Origin of the sequence: Roseobacter sp. HKCCA0882, from assembly GCF_037805225.1 — a bacterium.
Classification (GTDB): Bacteria; Pseudomonadota; Alphaproteobacteria; order Rhodobacterales; family Rhodobacteraceae; genus M30B80.
On record NZ_JBBLYI010000001.1, the window covers coordinates 1,085,052 to 1,102,942 of the forward strand.

Here is a 17,891-nt window from a genome sequence, read left to right on the forward strand (position 1 = left end):
CGCAATGACAGTCGCGGCATTTCTCGCGATTTATTTGGTGCATCTGGCCGCCGCCATGAGCCCCGGCCCTACAACACTTTTGGCGGCCCGCAGCGCGGCGCGCGATGGGTTTGATAGCGCAGTTTTCCTCGCCATTGGTTTTGGCGTTGGGGCCTGCTTGTGGGCCGTAGCCGCCATTTTTGGCCTTGCGATTCTGTTCGAACACGCCCCTGCCGTGCTTTTGGGGTTAAAACTGGTTGGGGCGGGATATCTCTTTTACTTTGCTCTCAGGGTATGGCGCAGCGCCGCCCTGCCCTTTGAGGTCACGCCAATCCCCGCGGATGAGACCCCAAAATCGGCGGCGAAATTGATCTGGCTTGGCATTGCGACACAGCTTGCCAATCCCAAGCCCGCCGTGTTTTTCGGCACGATCTTCCTCACCTTCCTGCCCGCCAATCCAGATCACTGGGTCTATGCGGTGGTGTTGGGCATGATCTTTGTAAATGACGCAGGCTGGAACCTGATTGTGGCGCGTATTTTCTCGCTATCGGGGCCACGGCGTGCCTATTTGGGTTTCAAACCCGTGATTGAGCGTATATTTGGCGGGCTTCTTGCACTTATGGGTGCCAAGCTTGCCCTTGGTTGATCAAAGGAGAAACAGTGCCATGGATCGTTTGCCACATGAGAAAGGCTTTCATGTCTCGTGGGATCAATTGCACCGCGATGCGCGCGCGCTTGCGTGGCGCTTGGACAAACGCGGGCCTGGGCCTGATGGGTCATGGCGGGCGGTGGTTGCCATCACACGCGGCGGCATGGCCCCTGCAATGATTGTGGCGCGCGAATTGGATATTCGCACAGTGGATACGATTAGCGTCAAATCCTACCATTCTGGCGGCGGCAAGGCCGATCAGCGCCGCGAGGCAGAGGTTCTCAAAAGCCCAGATGTCGACATGATGGGGGATGGTGAGGGCGTCCTGATCGTGGATGATTTAGTCGATACAGGAAAAACCCTTGAACTGGTGCGCAAACTTTACCCCAAGGCGCATTTTGCTACGACCTATGCCAAACCTAAGGGCGAGCCTATGGTCGACACATTCATCACAGGTGTCAGCCAAGATACATGGATTTTCTTTCCATGGGATATGGCCCTGCAATATGTCGAGCCTTATCGCGGCAAGGATTAATTGCGCGCGCCAAGCGCCTCAACTAAAAGTGTTTTAACGGCATCAGGCGGCACATCTGAGGTCACAAAGGATGTGCCAATGCCGCGCATCAAGATAAAGCGCAGCTGCCCTTCAAGCACCTTTTTATCTTGCGCCATCAGCGCAAGCAGCGCGTCTGCATCGGGCAAATCGCCCTCAATATCCGCCAAATCGCGCTTCATGCCCATCTCGGCCAGATGCGCGCGGATGCGGGATGGTTCTTCCTGCGGGCACAACCCCAAGCGCGCCGATAATTCCGCCGCCAAAGCGCACCCAATCGCCACCCCCTCGCCATGCAACAGGCGATCAGAATATCCCGTGGCTGCCTCAAGCGCATGGCAAAAGGTGTGGCCCAAATTAAGAAGTGCGCGATCCCCCTGCTCTGTCTCATCGCGGGCCACGATATAGGCCTTCATCTGAACTGACCAACGCACCGCCTCTTCGCGCAAGGCCAAATCACCTGCGGCCATGGCGCGGGCGTTTTCCTCAAGCCAGTCGAAAAACGCGGCATCGCCAAGCAAGCCGTATTTCACCACCTCGCCATAACCCGCCAAAAAGTCACGCGGGGCCAAAGTGGACAAAAGATCAATATCTGCCAAAACAAGGCTAGGTTGATGAAAGGCACCAACGAGGTTTTTGCCATGTCGCGTGTTGATGCCCGTTTTGCCGCCAACCGAACTGTCGACCTGCGCCAGAAGCGAGCTTGGCATCTGCACGAAGCGCACGCCACGGCGCAGGATCGCAGCGGCAAAACCAACGAGATCCCCGATCACACCGCCGCCAAGCGCGATCACGATATCGCCCCGTTCAACCTTTTCATCGAGCAGCCATTCAACGGTCTGCGTCAGATATTGCCATGATTTTGTGCCCTCGCCCGCAGGCAAAGTCAGCGCGCGTGCGGCAATCCCGCCTGCGCTCAAGGCCGCCTCAAGATGGGCCAAATGAAAGGGCGCCACCCGATCCTCGGTTACGATCCAAACTTTTGGACGCCGCAACAAAGGCGCAAGATGGGTTGCCGCCTGCGCAATCAGACCAGAGCCAATCACCACATCATAGCTGCGACTGTCCAGATTTACCCGCACTGTGGATGTCATGTTGCGACCTCCGACAAGACATTATGAGCGTGAAGCAAACGCAGCACATGATCGGTCGTATCCTCAATCGACCAGTCATGCGCAATTTCAAGGCGCAATTCAGCCTGCTCATAGGCAGGGCGGCGCGCCACCATCAAAGCCTCAAGCTGGCCGCGCGGATCAGGCCCATTGAGCAGCGGCCGCGTGGTTTTGTGGCGCACCCGCGACCACAAAAGCTCAATATCGGCATCCAACCACGAGACCGCCGCTTGCGCCGAAATCAAATCGCGGTTTTCAGGCGACAGCCACGCCCCCCCGCCAGTAGACAGAACTGCAGGCGCACCCGTCAGTAGCCGTGCAATGACTTTGCTTTCGCGGTCACGGAAAAACGGCTCGCCGAAGCGTTCGAAAATCTCGGCGATGCTCATCTGTGCGCTTTCGACAATTTCAGTATCAGAATCGCGCAACTCGACCCCAAGCCGTGCGGACAAGGCCCGCCCGACAGCGGTTTTGCCCGAGCCTGGCATCCCGACCAAAACCACGGTTTTGTGCAAATTATAGGCGGTTTCAGCCCGTGTTTGCCCGTTCACCCTGTGCATCCTTTATGCATTTGCGAAGATTTCGCAAAATTCCCCCAAGAAATTCTGCGCGAACTCCCCTATATTGGCGCAAGATCGTCTACTATTCCACGCAATACGCGTTGGGGGACAGACACGCAAGCAAGCAACCGCGCGAGAATAAGCGCAGAAGGCAGAGGCACGAGAAATATGGTTAAGCTGTTCATGGGATTGGTGATTTTAATCCTGCTCACTGCTGTTGGCCTGTTGGGATATGGCTATTCGGGCCTGATGCAGCCCGAGACAGTAGAATTGCGCGACACAATCTCTATCCCGCTTGAGTAACAGATCATGCGCAGGCTGAGGGGCGGAACATTTTGGGGGCTTGTGGCAGGTCTGATTTGGCTTTTGCCTGCGCTGCCAATGGCGGCACAAACGCCGCAAATGTCCCCGCAGGATATTGCGCCCAGTTGGCTTTCCGACACGATTGCGCCGCGCAGCCCCGATGTTGCCGCAGAAATTGTCACCGAAGATATCCGCGTGATGCCGATAGGGCCGATCACGCGCAACGCCGTGGGGCTTTTGCCTGCGCGGGTTACGGGCTTTCCCAGTGGGCTTTGGGGCCAATCTGATAGTGCCGAGCTTGCAGGCCTGTTTCGCCGCTTGCCGATGACAGGGCCGCCCGCCATTTTGGATTTAACCGAACGTTTGGCCCTGTCCGAGCTTGATCCCCCTCTTGGGGGCAATGATGCGGCGGCAGATGATCTGTTTTTGGCGCGGATTGATATGCTCTTGGCGCGCGGCGCGCTTGAGCCTGCCCGCGCATTGATCGAACGCGCGGGCGTAGAAGACGGCGAGGTATTTCGGCGCTGGTTCGATGTCTCGCTTCTTTTGGGGCAGGCAGATCGTGCCTGTGCCGCGATGCGCGCAAGCCCTGACATCGCACCAACATATCCCGCACGGATTTTTTGCTTGGCCCGTTCAGGCGATTGGTCCGCGGCGGCGCTCTCAATGGGCACAGGCGTTGCCTTGGGGTTCATCACCGAAGATGAGGCGGATTTGATCGCGCGCTTCCTTGATCCCGAGCTATTCGAGGGGGAGCCGCCCTTGCCCCTAGACCCCGACATAACACCGCTGCGCTATGTGATGCGCGCGGCCATTGCAGAACGCCCCTCCTCGCTTGGGCTGCCTTTGGCCTTTGCCCATGCCGACCTCGCCCCGCAGGCGGGGTGGCGCGCACAGCTTGATGCCGCAGAACGCCTGTTGCGCGCAGGCGCGATTGAGCCAAGCCAATGGTTGGCCATTGCCACCTCGCGCCGCCCCTCCGCCTCGGGCGGGATTTGGGAGCGCGTTGCAGCCCTTCAGGAATTTGATGCAAGCCTCCTTGCGGGTGATGTGGCGGCCATTGCCCGCAGCCTTGCGCGCGTGGTGGATGCCCTTGGCCCCACCGGGCTTTTACCCGCTTTCGCACAGCTTTACGCCGACCCGCTTGGCCGCCAACCTTTGGTGGGAGAGGCGGCGATCCTCGCCCGCAAAATCGAACTCCTCTCCCGCAATTACGAAAGCCTTGCCCTGCGTGCGGTGCCGCAATCCGCAGATGAGGCGGTGGCCTTTGCTTTGGCGCGCGGGCAGATGCCCAATTTGCCCGCAACGGCAAGCCCACGGGTTATGGCCCTTGCGGCGGGATTTGACGAAATTGCGCTGCCTGACCGCTATGCGCCCCTGATTACAGGCAATCGCGCGGGAGAGGCGCTTTTGCTCGCAGCCCTCACCCTATCAGGGGATGGTGCAGATTTAGACGATCTCTCAGATGCATTGCGGGTCTTGCGCTATTTGGGTCTAGAAGACAGCGCGCGGCGCGCGGCACTTCAGCTATATCTCTTGCCCGATAGAAACGGATAAGAGCGCCCGATCATGACAGATCAAAGATTGATCACCCAATTCCTTGAGGCGCAAGCAGCCGAGTTGAACGCAGCGCAAAACACGCTCTTGGCTTACGCCCGTGATTTGGACGATGCGCGGGCATTTTTCACCGATCACGGAGCAGATTTCCTTAGCGTCACGCGAGATGGGATCGAAACCTATCTTGCCGATCTGGAGGTTCGGAGGCTGTCACGCGCCACGCGCGCGCGGCGCTTGTCTGCGCTGAAACAAATGTGTCGATTTCTGTTTGAGGAAGGCCTGCGCAACGATAACCCAAGCCTCAAAATCAAGGGGCCCGCGCGTGAGCAATCTTTGCCCAAAACCCTCAGCCATAAGGCCGTGGATCAGCTTTTAGCACAGGCTGAAATTCATGGGCGCAGTGCCGATGATCGGTTGCGCAACCATTGCATGATGCAAATTTTATACGCGACAGGGATGCGCGTAAGCGAGCTTGTCACCCTGCCCGTGGCCGCAGTGCGGGGTGACCCCAAGCTGATCTTGATCAAGGGCAAAGGCGGCAAGGAACGGATGCTGCCACTGACGCAATCCGCGCGTTTGGCGTTGCAATCCTGGCTTGCCCGCCGCGATGCATTGGAAGACCTCGCAACACGCGAGGGGGGGACAAAACCCTCGCGCTACCTGTTCCATAGCCGCAGCAAAGAAGGCCACATGACGCGGGTGCGGTTTTACACGCTGATCAAGGAAATTGCCCGTGATGCAGGTGTGCCACCGCAATCGGTCACCCCGCATCGTATGCGCCATGCCTTTGCCACCCATCTATTGGCCGGTGGCGCAGATTTACGCAGCATTCAGGCCCTTTTGGGTCACGCGGATATCGCAACGACCGAAATCTATACCCATATCTTAGATGAGCGGTTAAAAGCACTCGTGCTCGAACATCACCCTTTGGCGGATCAGACATCTGCCTCGACTGAAAATTGATAGGCCCCATGACTGAAACGATTTCGTTTGATTCTGCCCTTTGGATAAGCGCCGCCTCGATTATGGGGCTTTTGGTGCTGTCTGCGTTTTTCTCAGGTTCTGAAACGGCATTGACCGCAGCCTCACGCGGGAAATTGCGCGCACAGGCGGATCGGGGCTCAAAGGGGGCTGAGCGCGCCTTGCGCATGACCGAAGACAGCGAGCGGCTGATCGGATCGGTTCTATTGGGCAATAATGTGGTCAATATCTTGGCTGCTTCTTTGGCGACCGCCCTGTTCACGCGCCTGTTTGGGGAATCGGGCGTGGCGCTTGCCACGCTTGTCATGACCCTGTTGGTCTTGATCTTTGCCGAAGTGCTGCCCAAAACCTATGCCATCACCAATGCCGAAAAGACCGCCGCCCGCGTCTCCCCCGTGATTGCGGTGGTGATTTTCCTGTTTTCGCCGATTGTGGGCGCGGTGCGAATTTTGGTGCGCGGGGTCTTGCGCCTCTTTGGCGTGCAAACCGACCCTGACAGTAAAATCCTGTCAGCGCGCGAGGAAATCGCAGGGGCGATCACGCTGGGCCATTCCGAAGGGGCGGTGGAAAAAGAACATCGCGACCGCTTGCTTGGCGCGCTAGATTTGCACGAGCGGATGGTTGAGGAAATCATGTTGCATCGCTCAAAGATCGAAATGATCAATGCTGATGCCACACCTGAGGAAATCTTGAGCCAAGCCTTGCAATCCCCCCATACCCGCCTGCCCGTCTATCGCGGCGAGACGGAAAATATCATTGGCGTGATCCATGCAAAGGATTTGCTGCGCGCCATGGATGGGCTGACGCGCGGCGAAAACGCGAAGGGGATCGAAAATTTCCGTATCACCGATGTGGCCATGAAACCCTATTTCGTGCCTGACACCACCACATTGGACGAACAGATGCGCCAATTCCTGCGCCGCAAAACGCATTTCGCGTTGGTAGTGGACGAATACGGCGCTTTGCGCGGCTTGATCACGCTTGAAGATATCCTTGAGGAGATTGTGGGTGAAATCACCGATGAATTTGATGTGGATGAAGCGCCGCAATTGAAACCTGGCCCCGATGGGCATTTCTTGATTGATGGGGCAATGACCATTCGTGATTTCAACCGCGCCACAGATTGGAGCCTTCCCGATGAAGAGGCCAACACTGTGGCAGGGTTGGTGATCCACGAGGCGCAAACAATTCCTGTCATCGGTCAGGCATTTTCCTTTCATGGCTTCCGCTTTGAGGTGGTGGCCCGTGAGAACAACCGTCTCACCCAGATCAAAATTCGCAAACTTGGCTGATCCGATCCCGCATAAAGCGCCCGCAATCGTGGTTCTCGCGGCAGGCAGGTCAAGCCGCATGCGGGGTCGCGACAAGTTGTTGGAAGATGTCGATGGCCAAGCCTTGCTGCGCCTCATGGTGGCGCGGGCACGCAAGGCGGGTGCATCTGCGGTGCGTGTGATTCTGGCTGAGGGTCAAACAGACCGCGCCGCAGAAATTCAAGATTTCACGGATGTCGAGATCATCCACCTGCCCGCAGGGCGCGACATGAGTGACAGTTTGAAAGCAGGGATTGCGGGGCTTGACTGCGCGGTGATGATCCTGTTGGCAGATCTGCCCGATGTGACCGCACATGACCTGTATCTGATGCTCACCTTCGCACAAATGCATCCAGATGCCATTTTGCGCGCGGCTGACAATAAAGGCCGCGCAGGACATCCAATTGTCTTTCCCCGCGATCTTCTGCCCGAACTTGCCCAAGTGACAGGGGATCAGGGCGCGCGCGCGGTGCTAGAGCAACATGGGGCGCGCGTTGTACACATCCCCCTGCCCGAAACCCGCGCGACAACAGATCTTGATACGCCCGAAGATTGGGCGGCGTGGCGCAAATCGCGGGCTTAGATAATATTGCGCATCATCCGATCCGTCCTAATATCGGACGCATAATCAACAATCGGGCGGGCGGCGGTTGCCTGCGCGCTTTGGCCTTCTTCTGTCTCTAACTCTGGGAAGAGAGACAAGATCTCACGCCGCTGCGCCGCATCCATGCCCCGCAATGTTTTAGTTTCTGCGTGAAAGCTTTCTGTCCAAATGCTGTCAGACATCACGATTTGATGATGCTCGAACATGATATGGATGTAATTCACCCGCACCGTATCGACCGCCATCACCTCGCGGTGGTCAATCAGATCGCGCGCGGCAATCAGGCTTTCGCCCGCCAATGCGGCGGGATGTTCAGGCATCAACAAAATGCGGTGACTGGGCGAAACCAACATATCACGCACGGGTAGTCCATGTCCCAAACAGCCCGCACGCAAAAGGACGGGGCGTAAGCTTGTGGCGCGCTGCATATCTGCACGCCCCAAAATACGGCCACCAATCCAAGCAATTTCTTGCACACCATTGTCACGGGTGACGATTTTATCCCCCTGCTGCAATGTCTCCACCGCGCGTTCGCCACGCAACGTGGCAATCATCGTGCTCGGCGTGAAGCAGGGCGTTACGGCAGTATGCGGGTCTTGTACATGAAAATAGGATTGGGGCTGTGCTGTCATTTTTTTACTCCAAAATTCATTACTAACTCGATGGCACGGCTTAGACTCAGCCGAGGCGCCAAATTTTGACGGCCACATGCCTGTTCTCTGCCTCAATTGCTGCGAGTCTAGGGCGCTCTTACGGCGCTTTCATGACCATTTGAAATCCATGCCCCCGATTCCGTATGGCCGATACCTGTATATATTATTCATGCAAAATATTAACACATTTTTCCACCTCTTCGCCCCACCTAGGACGGTCTGGCTGCAAAACCAAGACGCCCGCCTGCAACGGGTGCGAAAGCGTGAAGATGCAGCAAAGGATAACCAACCCCATACTTTCGACAACTGGTGTCAATAGCCGTAAAGCCCTAAACATAAAGGCACCCCTAATACCCCGCTGCTCTCAATGTGGCTTCCCCTAGGTGACATTGAGAGCAGCCCCCAAATTCCAAGTGTTGCCACGAGATTCAGCCCCACATTCCCCCAACGTGGCTGAAGAGAAACAGAATGTTTCTCACTTGGGCCAAGTTTGACGGGGCCCCTCACACGCAAAACATTGAAGGCTGACTTGGTTTTGCCATGGCGCAGATCACGCGCTAGGCTGATTGCGCCCATTCCCGCTTTGTGAGGCCCCATGCACACCACTGACCGCCCGACCCTCGTCTTTGACGTCAATGAAACATTGCTTGACCTGACAACGCTTGAACCTGTGTTTGCCCGCGCCTTTGGCGATGCGGCCATGATGCGGGTCTGGTTTTCTGAATTGATCCTTTATTCCCAAACCCTGACATTCGCGGGTCACTACCGCCCGTTTGGTGAACTGGGCATGGCGGTCTTTACAATGCTGGCCACAGTAAAAGGTATCGCGGTTCACAAGGATGATACAGCGGCGCTTGGCCATGCCCTGACCCATATGCCGCCCCATGGGGATGTGGAGGCAGGATTAACGCACTTGCGTGCGGCGGGTTTTCGGTTGGTCACACTGACCAACTCCCCCCTTGGCGCAGAATCGGCCCTGTTTCGCGCGGGGCTAGACTGCTTTTTTGACGGAAATTTCAGCGTGGCCGAGGTTGCAGCCTTCAAACCCGCCCCCGCGGTTTATGAACATCTCGCCACATCGCTGAACCTTGCCCCTGCTCAGTTGTGTATGATTGCCTGCCATATCTGGGATACGATCGGCGCACAGGCCTGCGGCTATCGCGGCGCGTTTTTGCACCGCACAGGCAATGCGCCCTTGCCGCTTGCTGAAATACCGCAACCCGACATCATCGCGCGCGATATGACCGATCTGACAGATCAGATCATTGCGCGTTGGGAATAAGGGAAAAACAGAGTTTGGTACCCGAGGCCGGACTCGAACCGGCAAGCCGTTAGGCGGTGGATTTTGAATCCACTGCGTCTACCAATTCCGCCACTCGGGCTCTGTGCAACGCGTCCTATACCGCGCGCGGGGGCGCGTCAACGGGTCAACACGCAGCCAAGTGCGAAAGTTTGATCTTCGCTCACCGCGCGCCCTGTAAAGCGATAGACCAAAGCCCCGACCCGCTCATGCAATGCGCGCCGCATAACCGCGATCTTATCGCGATATTCCCCAGAAAACCACTGATCCGCCATCGGACTATGATCCACGGGATAAGGAATCAAACTGCGCCACCCCGCCGCACAAAAGCTAGAGATCGCGCGCGGCATATGCATCGCCGATGTCACGATGATCCAATTCTGATTGGCCAAATCGGGGGTGATCTCACGGGTAATCGCGGCGACATTCATTGCTGACTCGGCTGAATTGCGACTTTGCGATTCGAGGGTGAGGCGCTCAGCTGCAATCCCCGCCTCACGAATGGCCCTTGCGCTGACTTCAGCCTCACTCAAAGAATGGCCTTGAAGATCAAGCCGCCCCTGTCCACCTGCCACAATCACAGGCACATTCGGCAGGGCATGGGCCAAGGCAATGCTCGCCAAAATACGATCCGCCGCCTCGCCCGTATTGACGAGGCCCGTGCGGGCGGTGCGATCCGTATTCTCGGCCCCCGTCATCAGCAAAACACCGCGCGCCCCTGTCAGATCAGGATTGGCCATAAAACGCGCCTCAAGCGGCCCTGCAATCCAACGATCCACAGGCGCGGCCATCACAAACCCCACAAAGCCAAGCGATAAGAGCCAGAACCAAAGCGCGGCACGCCGCCACCGCACAAGCAGCGCCATCACCCCAAGCCCCCCCAAGATATGTGGCCATAACTCAACATAGAGCGCGAACCGCATCAGTTTAGACGCGACGTAAAAAAGGTCTTCCCCCATCTCAGCCTTTCACGCTTCGAGTTCTGCATCCCAGTACAGGAAATCCAACCAACTTTCATGCAGATAATTGGGTGGAAATTTTCGGCCCAGATTGCGCAGCTCCTCCGCCCCCGGTTGACGCGGGGCTTGGCGCAGGCTCATACCCGCCTGACGCAGGTTTTTTGCCCCCTTGCGCAGGTTACACCGACCACAGGCCGCCACAACATTTTCCCAAGATGTAACGCCCCCTCGCGCGCGCGGCACAACGTGATCAAAGGTCAAATCCCCGCGCGAGCCGCAATATTGGCAAGAAAATTGATCCCGTAAAAAAAGATTAAAGCGCGTGAAGGCCACGCGCTTTTGAGGTTTCACATAATCTTTGAGAACAACAACAGAGGGGATTTTGATCTTGGTCGTTGGCGAATGAACGAAGGTGTCATACTCAGCCACGATATCCACCCGATCCAACCATACCGCTTTGACCGCTTCCTGCCACGGCCAAAGGGATAAAGGATAATAAGACAGGGGGCGGTAATCCGCGTTCAGCACCAAAGCAGGGTGTTGCTTTAGCGATGCGGGTTCGCGCGTAAATTCCGTCCTGAAATCGCCATCCATGAGTAACTCCGTCTCCGCTCTGTTTGCCTGCACCTCAAGCACCAGAGCGGGAGCCCCGCTCCAGCATTGATCCCACTATATATGGGCATTGCAATCTGGCAAGCCCCTTCATCTATGTGGTCACAATCCCAAGGGTAACGAAACTGAACGTCACTTTTGTGACATTGGAGGCACCCACCCCGTGCGTCTAATCTTCGAGCCCGAATTTATCGCGCAAAAAGGCCAGACAAACCTGCAACCCATCGGGCGCAATCCCATGCCCTGTGCTCCGCATGATATGGGCATAAACCTCACGCCAGCCTGCTTCTTGCAGCGCCTCTGCGGCGTCGGGCAAGGCTTGTGGGGGGACAACATCATCTTGATCGCCATGGATCAGCAATACGGGCGGGCGACACTCCGCCTCCTCTTTCAGGCGTTCTGGCTCCAACAAGCGGCCCGAAAACCCAACCACTGCGCGCAGGCTATCTTCCAGGCGCGGCGCGACATGTAAGCTCAACATCGTGCCTTGCGAAAACCCAACCAATGCTACATCGCGCGGTGTCAGGTTATTCTCTTCCATCACCTGTTCCAAAAACGCATTGAAATCATCAAAGGCCCGCGCAAGCCCTGAGCGGGCATCCTCCTCGGATGAGCCATCAATCCACGGGATCGGGAACCATTGATACCCCATCGGATTAACCGAACAGGCCTCGGGCGCATTAGGGGCGATGAACATTGTGTCAGGCAGATGTGGGGCCATCGGATCGGCCAATCCCAAAAGATCAGCCCCATCCGCGCCATAGCCATGGACGAAAATCACCGCGCGGGCGATATAGCCTGACTGCGGCTCGCTGCTTTTGTAATCCAATGCGCGCGTCATGCGACCCCCTCACGTTCTTTGACCATATGGTAGTAGCCCCAGAGCGCCCGCGCGGCAATGGCCCGATGCGGCGACCACGGCGCCGCCATGGTGCGCAAGCGCCGCTCATCTGGCCGCTGCGGCAGATCAAACAACACGCGCGCCGCCTCTTGCAGGGCCAAATCACCCGCGGCGAAGGCATCGGAATGGCCAAGGGCAAAAATCGCGTAAATTTCTGCCGTCCAACGGCCAATCCCTTTGACAGCGGTCAAAGCGGCCACCACCTCATCGGTGCTTTGGCTGTGCAGCCGCGCGTAATCAATCCGCGCCTCGGCCAAAGCGCGCATATACCCTGCCTTTTGACGGCTGAGGCCAAGCGCGCGCAAATCGGCCTCGGATGCTGCCAAAACCGCATCTGGCTGTAACATTCCCGCCTCTGCAAGGCGCGCGGTGATCGCATTCGCACTGGCCACTGAAACCTGCTGCGAGATAATCGCCTTGGCGAGGGCCACAAACCCCGCCTCTCTTGATCGCAAGGTGACGCGGGCAGGATCAACACGGGCAAAAGCAGCTTCAATCTGGCACAGGGCGGCCAACCCATCAGACAGCAAATTTTCGTCTTTGAGATGATAAGCCTGATCCATTGTTCAACCTGTCGCAGCAAAATCTTGCATTCCACCCTAGACCTGATGCGCAGAAAGGCCTAGCCCTGTGCCCATATGTGCCAAAGAATGAATATACCCAATGACCACTGCGCAAATTGATGATCGCGCCGCCAAACACAATGTTTTCGTTTTGATCCTTGCGCAGGCCTTCCTTGGCGCGCAAATGCCGATGATCTTTGTGGTGGGCGGGCTTGCGGGCCTGATGATCGCACCAAGCCCCGCATTGGCCACGATCCCGATTTCTTTGATCGTCTTTGGCTCGATGACCACTGCACCGTGGTTGTCGGCGCTCATGCAAAAATATGGACGGCGGGTTGGGTTCTTTGTTGGCGCGCTTGGCGGGGCCTTAGGGGCGGGCATTGCCAGTTTAGGCCTCTATCTCGACAATTTCGCGGTCTTCCTAATCGGCTCATATCTGACGGGCATTTATATGTCGGCGCATGGATTTTACCGCTTTGCAGCAGCAGATAGCGCCTCGGACGATTTTCGCCCGCGCGCCATTTCCTACGTCATGGCGGGCGGCCTTCTGTCGGCATTGATCGGGCCGCAATTGGTCAAATTCACGTCCGACGCCACTGTTGTGCCCTTTCTGGGCACTTACCTTTCTGTGGTTTTGATCAATCTCATCGGTGTCACCTTGTTCTTCTTCCTCGATGTGCCACCCCCCAAAGCCCCAAGCGCGGATGCGCCGCAGGCCCGCAGCCGCCGCGAATTGCTACGCGACCCGAAAATCGCCGTTGCGATTATCTGCGGCATGGTTTCCTACGCTTTGATGAATTTGATGATGACATCGACCCCTTTGGCCGTTGTCGGATGCGGGTTTCCGACCGGAACCGCGGCAGATATCGTCTCTGCCCATGTGATCGCGATGTATGCCCCCTCGTTTTTCACGGGCCATGTCATCGCGCGATTTGGCGCGGTGCGGGTTGTGGCGTTTGGCCTATCCTTACTTGCACTTGCGGGCGTGGTGGCCTTGATGGGCGTTGAATTGACGAATTTCTTTATCGCGCTTGTTCTTTTGGGCATTGGTTGGAATTTTGGGTTTATCGGCGCAACCGCCATGCTGACCCAAGCCCATCCTGCGCATGAGCGGGGACCCGTGCAGGGCTTGAATGATTTTCTGGTCTTTGGCTGCGTCACCCTTGCATCGCTGTCATCAGGGGTTTTGATGTCTTTGGGGGAAACCACCCTTGCAGGGTGGAATGCGGTCAATATCGCAATGATCCCGTTTTTGGCCCTCGCAGGCGCTGCCCTAATCTGGCTTGTGCTGCGCCCCGCTGATGAGGCCGCCGCCTGACCCTACCAGCGCCCTGTCTGGGAAACATAGGCAAGGCGCAGACGCTTGCCTGCCTCTGATGGCTCTAGCCCGCCTTGCGCGACAAGGGCAGGATGAGCAGCCGCCTTTTTCAAAATAGGCTCTGCCAGCCATGCCGCGTATAGCGCGGGCGTCACATGGGCGGGGATCATCCCCCGCTCTATGCGCGCGGCGCGCAATTTACCAAGCCCCATTCGCGCCAAATGGGCCACAGTGGACGGGCGACCATCATGCAAAGGGGCATGCCCCTTTTCCTCAAGCGCGGGGATCGCGCGCAGATAATTGGCCAACCCCATGGCCCAACCTATCGCACGAATGGCAGGCTCGAACATGTCCTGCACCCCCAAACTGCGCGCAGCCATCCACAAAAGCCCTGCCCCCGTGGCCTCGATATAGGCGCTGAACGCGGCCTCATTTGCGAAGCCATCCTTGGTGGTGTCGCGCATCCGTGCCGCCACAAGATCGGACAAAAGCCCCGCATCACGCGCGGGCAAACTGGCCGCCAAAGGGGCCGCCCATTCATGCGCAGGCAAGGCCCGTCCCGCCTGTAATGCATCGGACAGATCCGCCCAAAATTGCAAGCGCATCTGTGCCACCAATGGCTCAGGCGAGGCATAGGGCGCGCGCGCAATTTCCAAATTTACCGCATAAATTGCAAAAAGACGGGCGCGCAGATCGGGCGGCGCGGCCATCACGGCCAAGAACCGCTCGGGATCGCCACGCTCGATCACGCTTGCAAGCCGCGCCAAATCTTGGCTCATGATGCAGGCGCCCCGTCTTGGATCAGTTTCCAATGCACCGCATCCAAAAGCGCCTCGAAACTCGCATCCACGATATTCGCAGAAACGCCCACAGTCGACCAACGCCGCCCTGTATCATCTTCGCTGTCAATGATGACACGCGTAACCGCCTCGGTGCCCCCTTGGGTGATCCGCACTTTGAAATCAACCAGACGGATCGTGTCGATATAGCTTTGATACGGCCCCAAATCCTTGGCCAAGGCTTTGGAGAGCGCATTTACGGGCCCGCGATCTGATCCTGTATCATCCATGCTTTCAGAGACAGACAACATTTTCTGATCGCCAATTTTCACAACCACGACCGCCTCGGAAAGGCTGACCATCTTGTCATATTTGTTTTTGCGCCGTTCAACAGTCACGCGATAGCGTTTGACCTCAAAAAAGCGGGGCATCTGGCCAAGGGCGCGCCGCGCAAGCAATTCGAAACTCGCTTGGGCGGTGTCATAGGAATACCCTGCCGCCTCGCGCGCTTTGATCTCCTCTAGGATTTGGCCAAGCGCGGGGTCACCATCATCCACCATGATCCCCGCCTCGCTCAGGCGGCGGCGCAGATTGGATTGCCCCGCTTGGTTTGACATCGGGATCACCCGCGCATTTCCGACCAACTCGGGCTGGATATGTTCATAAGTGGCGGGGTTTTTCAGGATTGCCGAAGCATGCAAACCCGCCTTATGCGCAAAGGCGGAGCTTCCCACATAGGGGGCTTGGCGCTGTGGCACGCGATTGAGAATTTCATCCAACAAGCGCGAGGCACGGGTCAGGTTTTTCAACCCTGCTTCGCCGACACGAATTTCATATTGGCTGCAATAGGGTTCTTTCAGAAGCAGGGTCGCAATCAGCGTTGTCAGATTGGCATTGCCGCAGCGCTCGCCCAAACCATTGAGCGTGCCTTGAACATGGCGCGCGCCCTCAGCTATCGCGGCCAAACTGCCCGCAACGGCGGTTTCGGTGTCATTATGGGTATGAATGCCCAAACGATCCCCCGCCACGCCAGAGGCGATTACCGCCCGCGTGATCTGGGCAATCTCATCAGGCAAAGTGCCGCCATTCGTATCGCACAGAACGATCCACCGCGCCCCTGCATCGTGCGCCGCGTGAATGGTGGCCAATGCATAATCTGGATTGGCCTTATAGCCATCAAAGAAATGTTCTGCATCAAAAAGCGCCTCGCGCCCTGCGGCCACGAGATGGGAGATGGAAGCGCGGATATTTTCGAGGTTTTCTTCAAGGCTGATCCCAAGCGCCTCGGTCACATGGAAATCATGGGTTTTACCCACCAGACAAACCGCAGCCGTGCCCGCATTCATCACGCCCGCCAGAACATCATCATTCGCGGCAGAGCGGCCTGCGCGTTTAGTCATACCAAAGGCCGCCATGGTTGCACGGGTCTCAGGCACCGCTTCGAAAAAGGCACTGTCCGTGGGGTTGGCGCCGGGCCAGCCCCCTTCGATATAATCCACCCCCAGATCATCGAGCATCGCGGCAATACGCAGCTTGTCTTGGGTAGAAAATTGCACCCCTTGGGTCTGCTGCCCGTCCCGCAAGGTGGTGTCATAGATATAGAGGCGGTCGCGGGTCATGTTGCCCCCCATGTTTTGCCTGCGCAAAGCGCAGGCAGCGCCCGCACCGCCCCCCACGGGGCGGGCGCAGTTCTGTTCCAAAGGCCACTCACAACAGACCTTCCAATTTCAACGGGTCAAAATTCGCGGTCGGGATCAACTCAACCCCCTCCTTACTCATCCGCACCTCGACCCCCGCATCGGTCAGGGCAGATTTCAGCGCGTCAACAGGCGCGAAATCTTTAGTCTCCATTGCAGTCTGACGCACGGCAAACAACTGCGCCTCCAATGCCGAAAGATCAACATCGGGGGAGGCTGCCCAATCAGGCACCCCGACAGAGGCTAGACCCAAAATCGAGAGGCCCGCGCGCAAGGATGCAGCATCCCCAGACTGCGAAATCTGATGCAAGGCCGTAATCGCGAGGGGTGTGTTCAAATCATCAAACAGCGCCGCAAGCATCGCGTCAGGCACAGGGCCCTGCGGCGCATCAGCGGCCTGTGCATACCATTTGCGCAGCGTCTTCTCCGCCTCCGCCGCCTTCTTCGCTGTCCAATCCATGGGCTTCGAATAATGCGTGGACAGCATCACGAAGCGGATCACCTCGCCCGGCACGCCCTGATCCAGCAAATCGCGCACGGTGAAGAAATTGCCCAAGGATTTGGACATTTTCTTTCCCTCGACCTGCAGCATTTCATTATGCATCCAAATATTGGCAAAGCCCGCGCCTTGATGGGCGCAGCAGCTTTGCGTGATCTCGTTCTCATGATGCGGGAACATGAGATCATTGCCGCCGCCATGGATATCGAAATGCGGCCCCAGCAATTCATGGCTCATGGCCGAACATTCAATATGCCATCCCGGACGGCCATACCCCCATGGGCTGTCCCATCCGGGCGTGTCCGCATCGGATGGTTTCCACAGCACGAAATCCATCGCATCGCGTTTATAGGGCGCCACTTCGACCCGCGCGCCTGCGATCATATCCTCGACTGTGCGCCCTGACAGGCGGCCATAGTCAGGATAAGAGCCCACAGAAAACAGCACATGCCCTTCAGCCGCATAGGCGTGACCCTTGGCGATCAGGTCTTCGATCATCGCGATCATCTGCGGGATATATTCGGTTGCGCGCGGCTCATGGGTGGGGCGCAAGACGCCGATGGCATCCATATCCGCGTGATACCAACCGATGGTTTCCTCGGTGATCTCGCCAATCGCGCGCCCTGTTTCACGGGCCTTCGCGTTGATCTTGTCATCCACATCGGTGAAATTGCGCACATAGGTGACATGATCCTTGCCGTAGACATGGCACAGCAACCGAAACAGCACATCAAACACAATCGCAGGGCGGGCATTGCCGAGATGGGCGCGGTCATAGACAGTTGGCCCGCAAACATAGAGGCGCAGATTCGTTGGATCAATCGGGGCGAAAACCTCGATTTTGCGCGTCATAGAATTGCGAAGCTTGATCTCACCCATCGCTTAGATTGCCCCTCTCCCTGAGCCTGAGGCGGCACTGCGGCCACAGCAGAATTAGCGCCATTGCCCTATCAGGTTGTTTTGGAATTGAAAATAACCCTTCGCGCGCCCGTTCCCGTCAAC

Annotated in this window: 19 protein-coding genes and 1 tRNA gene; 9 read left to right on the forward strand and 11 right to left on the reverse strand. The window is 57.4% G+C overall.

Annotation, left to right across the window (positions count from 1 at the left end):
* The first annotated feature begins 4 nt into the window (after positions 1-4).
* Entirely contained in the window at positions 5-625 is a 621-nt protein-coding gene (locus AAC622_RS05605) for a LysE family translocator (RefSeq protein WP_340260753.1), read from the forward strand.
* Between the two features lie 19 nt (positions 626-644).
* Complete coding sequence (gene gpt, locus AAC622_RS05610; protein WP_317654549.1) at positions 645-1,163, forward strand: xanthine phosphoribosyltransferase; 519 nt, start codon at positions 645-647, stop codon at positions 1,161-1,163.
* On the opposite strand, the gene aroB is transcribed toward gpt, so the two are convergent.
* Positions 1,160-2,275, reverse strand: a complete 1,116-nt coding sequence (gene aroB, locus AAC622_RS05615) for a 3-dehydroquinate synthase (protein ID WP_340260755.1) — start codon at positions 2,273-2,275, stop codon at positions 1,160-1,162. The genes gpt and aroB overlap by 4 nt on opposite strands.
* Positions 2,272-2,853 carry a shikimate kinase gene (locus tag AAC622_RS05620; protein WP_445322600.1) on the reverse strand — a complete coding sequence of 194 codons (582 nt, stop codon included), beginning with the start codon at positions 2,851-2,853 and terminating at the stop codon, positions 2,272-2,274. Before AAC622_RS05620 ends, aroB begins: the two co-directional genes overlap by 4 nt.
* A gap of 168 nt (positions 2,854-3,021) precedes the next feature.
* Between AAC622_RS05620 and AAC622_RS05625 the strand changes: the two genes are divergently transcribed.
* The 5 genes from AAC622_RS05625 to AAC622_RS05645 are packed head-to-tail and all read left to right on the forward strand — an operon-like array spanning position 3,022 to position 7,587.
* Positions 3,022-3,156, forward strand: coding sequence for a hypothetical protein (locus AAC622_RS05625; RefSeq protein ID WP_317654546.1), 135 nt, complete (start codon positions 3,022-3,024; stop codon positions 3,154-3,156).
* A gap of 6 nt (positions 3,157-3,162) precedes the next feature.
* Positions 3,163-4,713, forward strand: a complete 1,551-nt coding sequence (locus AAC622_RS05630; protein WP_340260759.1) for a hypothetical protein — start codon at positions 3,163-3,165, stop codon at positions 4,711-4,713.
* A gap of 12 nt (positions 4,714-4,725) precedes the next feature.
* Positions 4,726-5,676, forward strand: coding sequence for a tyrosine recombinase (locus tag AAC622_RS05635; protein ID WP_340260761.1), 951 nt, complete (start codon positions 4,726-4,728; stop codon positions 5,674-5,676).
* Between the two features lie 8 nt (positions 5,677-5,684).
* Entirely contained in the window at positions 5,685-6,986 is a 1,302-nt protein-coding gene (locus AAC622_RS05640) for an HlyC/CorC family transporter (protein ID WP_317654541.1), read from the forward strand.
* Between the two features lie 28 nt (positions 6,987-7,014).
* Positions 7,015-7,587, forward strand: a complete 573-nt coding sequence (locus AAC622_RS05645; RefSeq protein WP_340261460.1) for a nucleotidyltransferase family protein — start codon at positions 7,015-7,017, stop codon at positions 7,585-7,587.
* Here the strand turns inward: AAC622_RS05645 and AAC622_RS05650 are convergent.
* The gene (locus AAC622_RS05650; RefSeq protein ID WP_340260762.1) at positions 7,584-8,240 is read right to left on the reverse strand and encodes a Hint domain-containing protein; all 657 of its coding nucleotides are present in this window, start codon (positions 8,238-8,240) and stop codon (positions 7,584-7,586) included. The two genes, AAC622_RS05645 and AAC622_RS05650, sit on opposite strands and share 4 nt — an antisense overlap.
* A gap of 616 nt (positions 8,241-8,856) precedes the next feature.
* On the opposite strand from AAC622_RS05650, the gene AAC622_RS05655 reads away from it, so the two are divergent.
* Entirely contained in the window at positions 8,857-9,543 is a 687-nt protein-coding gene (locus AAC622_RS05655; protein ID WP_340260763.1) for a haloacid dehalogenase type II, read from the forward strand.
* A 15-nt stretch (positions 9,544-9,558) separates the two neighbouring features.
* Here the strand turns inward: AAC622_RS05655 and AAC622_RS05660 are convergent.
* The 5 genes from AAC622_RS05660 to AAC622_RS05680 form a co-directional block, all read right to left on the reverse strand.
* Positions 9,559-9,643, reverse strand: a tRNA-Leu gene (locus AAC622_RS05660).
* 37 nt (positions 9,644-9,680) lie between these two features.
* Positions 9,681-10,520 (reverse strand): YdcF family protein, encoded by an 840-nt coding sequence (locus AAC622_RS05665; protein WP_340260765.1) that lies wholly within the window; start codon positions 10,518-10,520, stop codon positions 9,681-9,683.
* Positions 10,521-10,529: 9 nt separating this feature from the next.
* Positions 10,530-11,114 carry an HNH endonuclease gene (locus AAC622_RS05670; protein WP_340260767.1) on the reverse strand — a complete coding sequence of 195 codons (585 nt, stop codon included), beginning with the start codon at positions 11,112-11,114 and terminating at the stop codon, positions 10,530-10,532.
* A gap of 187 nt (positions 11,115-11,301) precedes the next feature.
* A complete protein-coding gene (locus AAC622_RS05675) occupies positions 11,302-11,973 on the reverse strand; it encodes an alpha/beta hydrolase (RefSeq protein ID WP_340260768.1) in 672 nt (223 codons plus the stop codon).
* Positions 11,970-12,596 carry a DNA-3-methyladenine glycosylase family protein gene (locus tag AAC622_RS05680; protein ID WP_340260769.1) on the reverse strand — a complete coding sequence of 209 codons (627 nt, stop codon included), beginning with the start codon at positions 12,594-12,596 and terminating at the stop codon, positions 11,970-11,972. Before AAC622_RS05680 ends, AAC622_RS05675 begins: the two co-directional genes overlap by 4 nt.
* A gap of 100 nt (positions 12,597-12,696) precedes the next feature.
* Between AAC622_RS05680 and AAC622_RS05685 the strand changes: the two genes are divergently transcribed.
* Positions 12,697-13,914 carry an MFS transporter gene (locus tag AAC622_RS05685; protein ID WP_340260770.1) on the forward strand — a complete coding sequence of 406 codons (1,218 nt, stop codon included), beginning with the start codon at positions 12,697-12,699 and terminating at the stop codon, positions 13,912-13,914.
* Between the two features lie 2 nt (positions 13,915-13,916).
* Here AAC622_RS05685 and AAC622_RS05690 read toward each other — a convergent pair whose 3' ends face one another.
* The 3 genes from AAC622_RS05690 to cysS form a co-directional block, all read right to left on the reverse strand.
* Positions 13,917-14,693 (reverse strand): squalene/phytoene synthase family protein, encoded by a 777-nt coding sequence (locus AAC622_RS05690; RefSeq protein WP_340260771.1) that lies wholly within the window; start codon positions 14,691-14,693, stop codon positions 13,917-13,919.
* Positions 14,690-16,312, reverse strand: coding sequence for a citramalate synthase (gene cimA / locus AAC622_RS05695; protein ID WP_340260772.1), 1,623 nt, complete (start codon positions 16,310-16,312; stop codon positions 14,690-14,692). The genes AAC622_RS05690 and cimA overlap by 4 nt, the downstream gene beginning before the upstream one ends.
* 88 nt (positions 16,313-16,400) lie before the next feature.
* On the reverse strand, positions 16,401-17,768 hold the full coding sequence (cysS, locus tag AAC622_RS05700) for a cysteine--tRNA ligase (protein WP_340260773.1): 1,368 nt from the start codon (positions 17,766-17,768) through the stop codon (positions 16,401-16,403).
* Positions 17,769-17,891: the final 123 nt, after the last annotated feature.

Bases quoted from the DNA above. Each gene is read 5' to 3' on its own strand.
- AAC622_RS05605 (WP_340260753.1), top strand. From the start codon at position 5: ATGACAGTCGCGGCATTTCTCGCGATTTATTTGGTGCATCTGGCCGCC.
- gpt (WP_317654549.1), top strand. From the start codon at position 645: ATGGATCGTTTGCCACATGAGAAAGGCTTTCATGTCTCGTGGGATCAA.
- aroB (WP_340260755.1), bottom strand. From the start codon at position 2,275: ATGACATCCACAGTGCGGGTAAATCTGGACAGTCGCAGCTATGATGTG.
- AAC622_RS05620 (WP_445322600.1), bottom strand. From the start codon at position 2,853: ATGCACAGGGTGAACGGGCAAACACGGGCTGAAACCGCCTATAATTTG.
- AAC622_RS05625 (WP_317654546.1), top strand. From the start codon at position 3,022: ATGGTTAAGCTGTTCATGGGATTGGTGATTTTAATCCTGCTCACTGCT.
- AAC622_RS05630 (WP_340260759.1), top strand. From the start codon at position 3,163: ATGCGCAGGCTGAGGGGCGGAACATTTTGGGGGCTTGTGGCAGGTCTG.
- AAC622_RS05635 (WP_340260761.1), top strand. From the start codon at position 4,726: ATGACAGATCAAAGATTGATCACCCAATTCCTTGAGGCGCAAGCAGCC.
- AAC622_RS05640 (WP_317654541.1), top strand. From the start codon at position 5,685: ATGACTGAAACGATTTCGTTTGATTCTGCCCTTTGGATAAGCGCCGCC.
- AAC622_RS05650 (WP_340260762.1), bottom strand. From the start codon at position 8,240: ATGACAGCACAGCCCCAATCCTATTTTCATGTACAAGACCCGCATACT.
- AAC622_RS05655 (WP_340260763.1), top strand. From the start codon at position 8,857: ATGCACACCACTGACCGCCCGACCCTCGTCTTTGACGTCAATGAAACA.
- AAC622_RS05665 (WP_340260765.1), bottom strand. From the start codon at position 10,520: ATGGGGGAAGACCTTTTTTACGTCGCGTCTAAACTGATGCGGTTCGCG.
- AAC622_RS05670 (WP_340260767.1), bottom strand. From the start codon at position 11,114: ATGGATGGCGATTTCAGGACGGAATTTACGCGCGAACCCGCATCGCTA.
- AAC622_RS05675 (WP_340260768.1), bottom strand. From the start codon at position 11,973: ATGACGCGCGCATTGGATTACAAAAGCAGCGAGCCGCAGTCAGGCTAT.
- AAC622_RS05680 (WP_340260769.1), bottom strand. From the start codon at position 12,596: ATGGATCAGGCTTATCATCTCAAAGACGAAAATTTGCTGTCTGATGGG.
- AAC622_RS05685 (WP_340260770.1), top strand. From the start codon at position 12,697: ATGACCACTGCGCAAATTGATGATCGCGCCGCCAAACACAATGTTTTC.
- AAC622_RS05690 (WP_340260771.1), bottom strand. From the start codon at position 14,693: ATGAGCCAAGATTTGGCGCGGCTTGCAAGCGTGATCGAGCGTGGCGAT.
- cimA (WP_340260772.1), bottom strand. From the start codon at position 16,312: ATGACCCGCGACCGCCTCTATATCTATGACACCACCTTGCGGGACGGG.
- cysS (WP_340260773.1), bottom strand. From the start codon at position 17,768: ATGGGTGAGATCAAGCTTCGCAATTCTATGACGCGCAAAATCGAGGTT.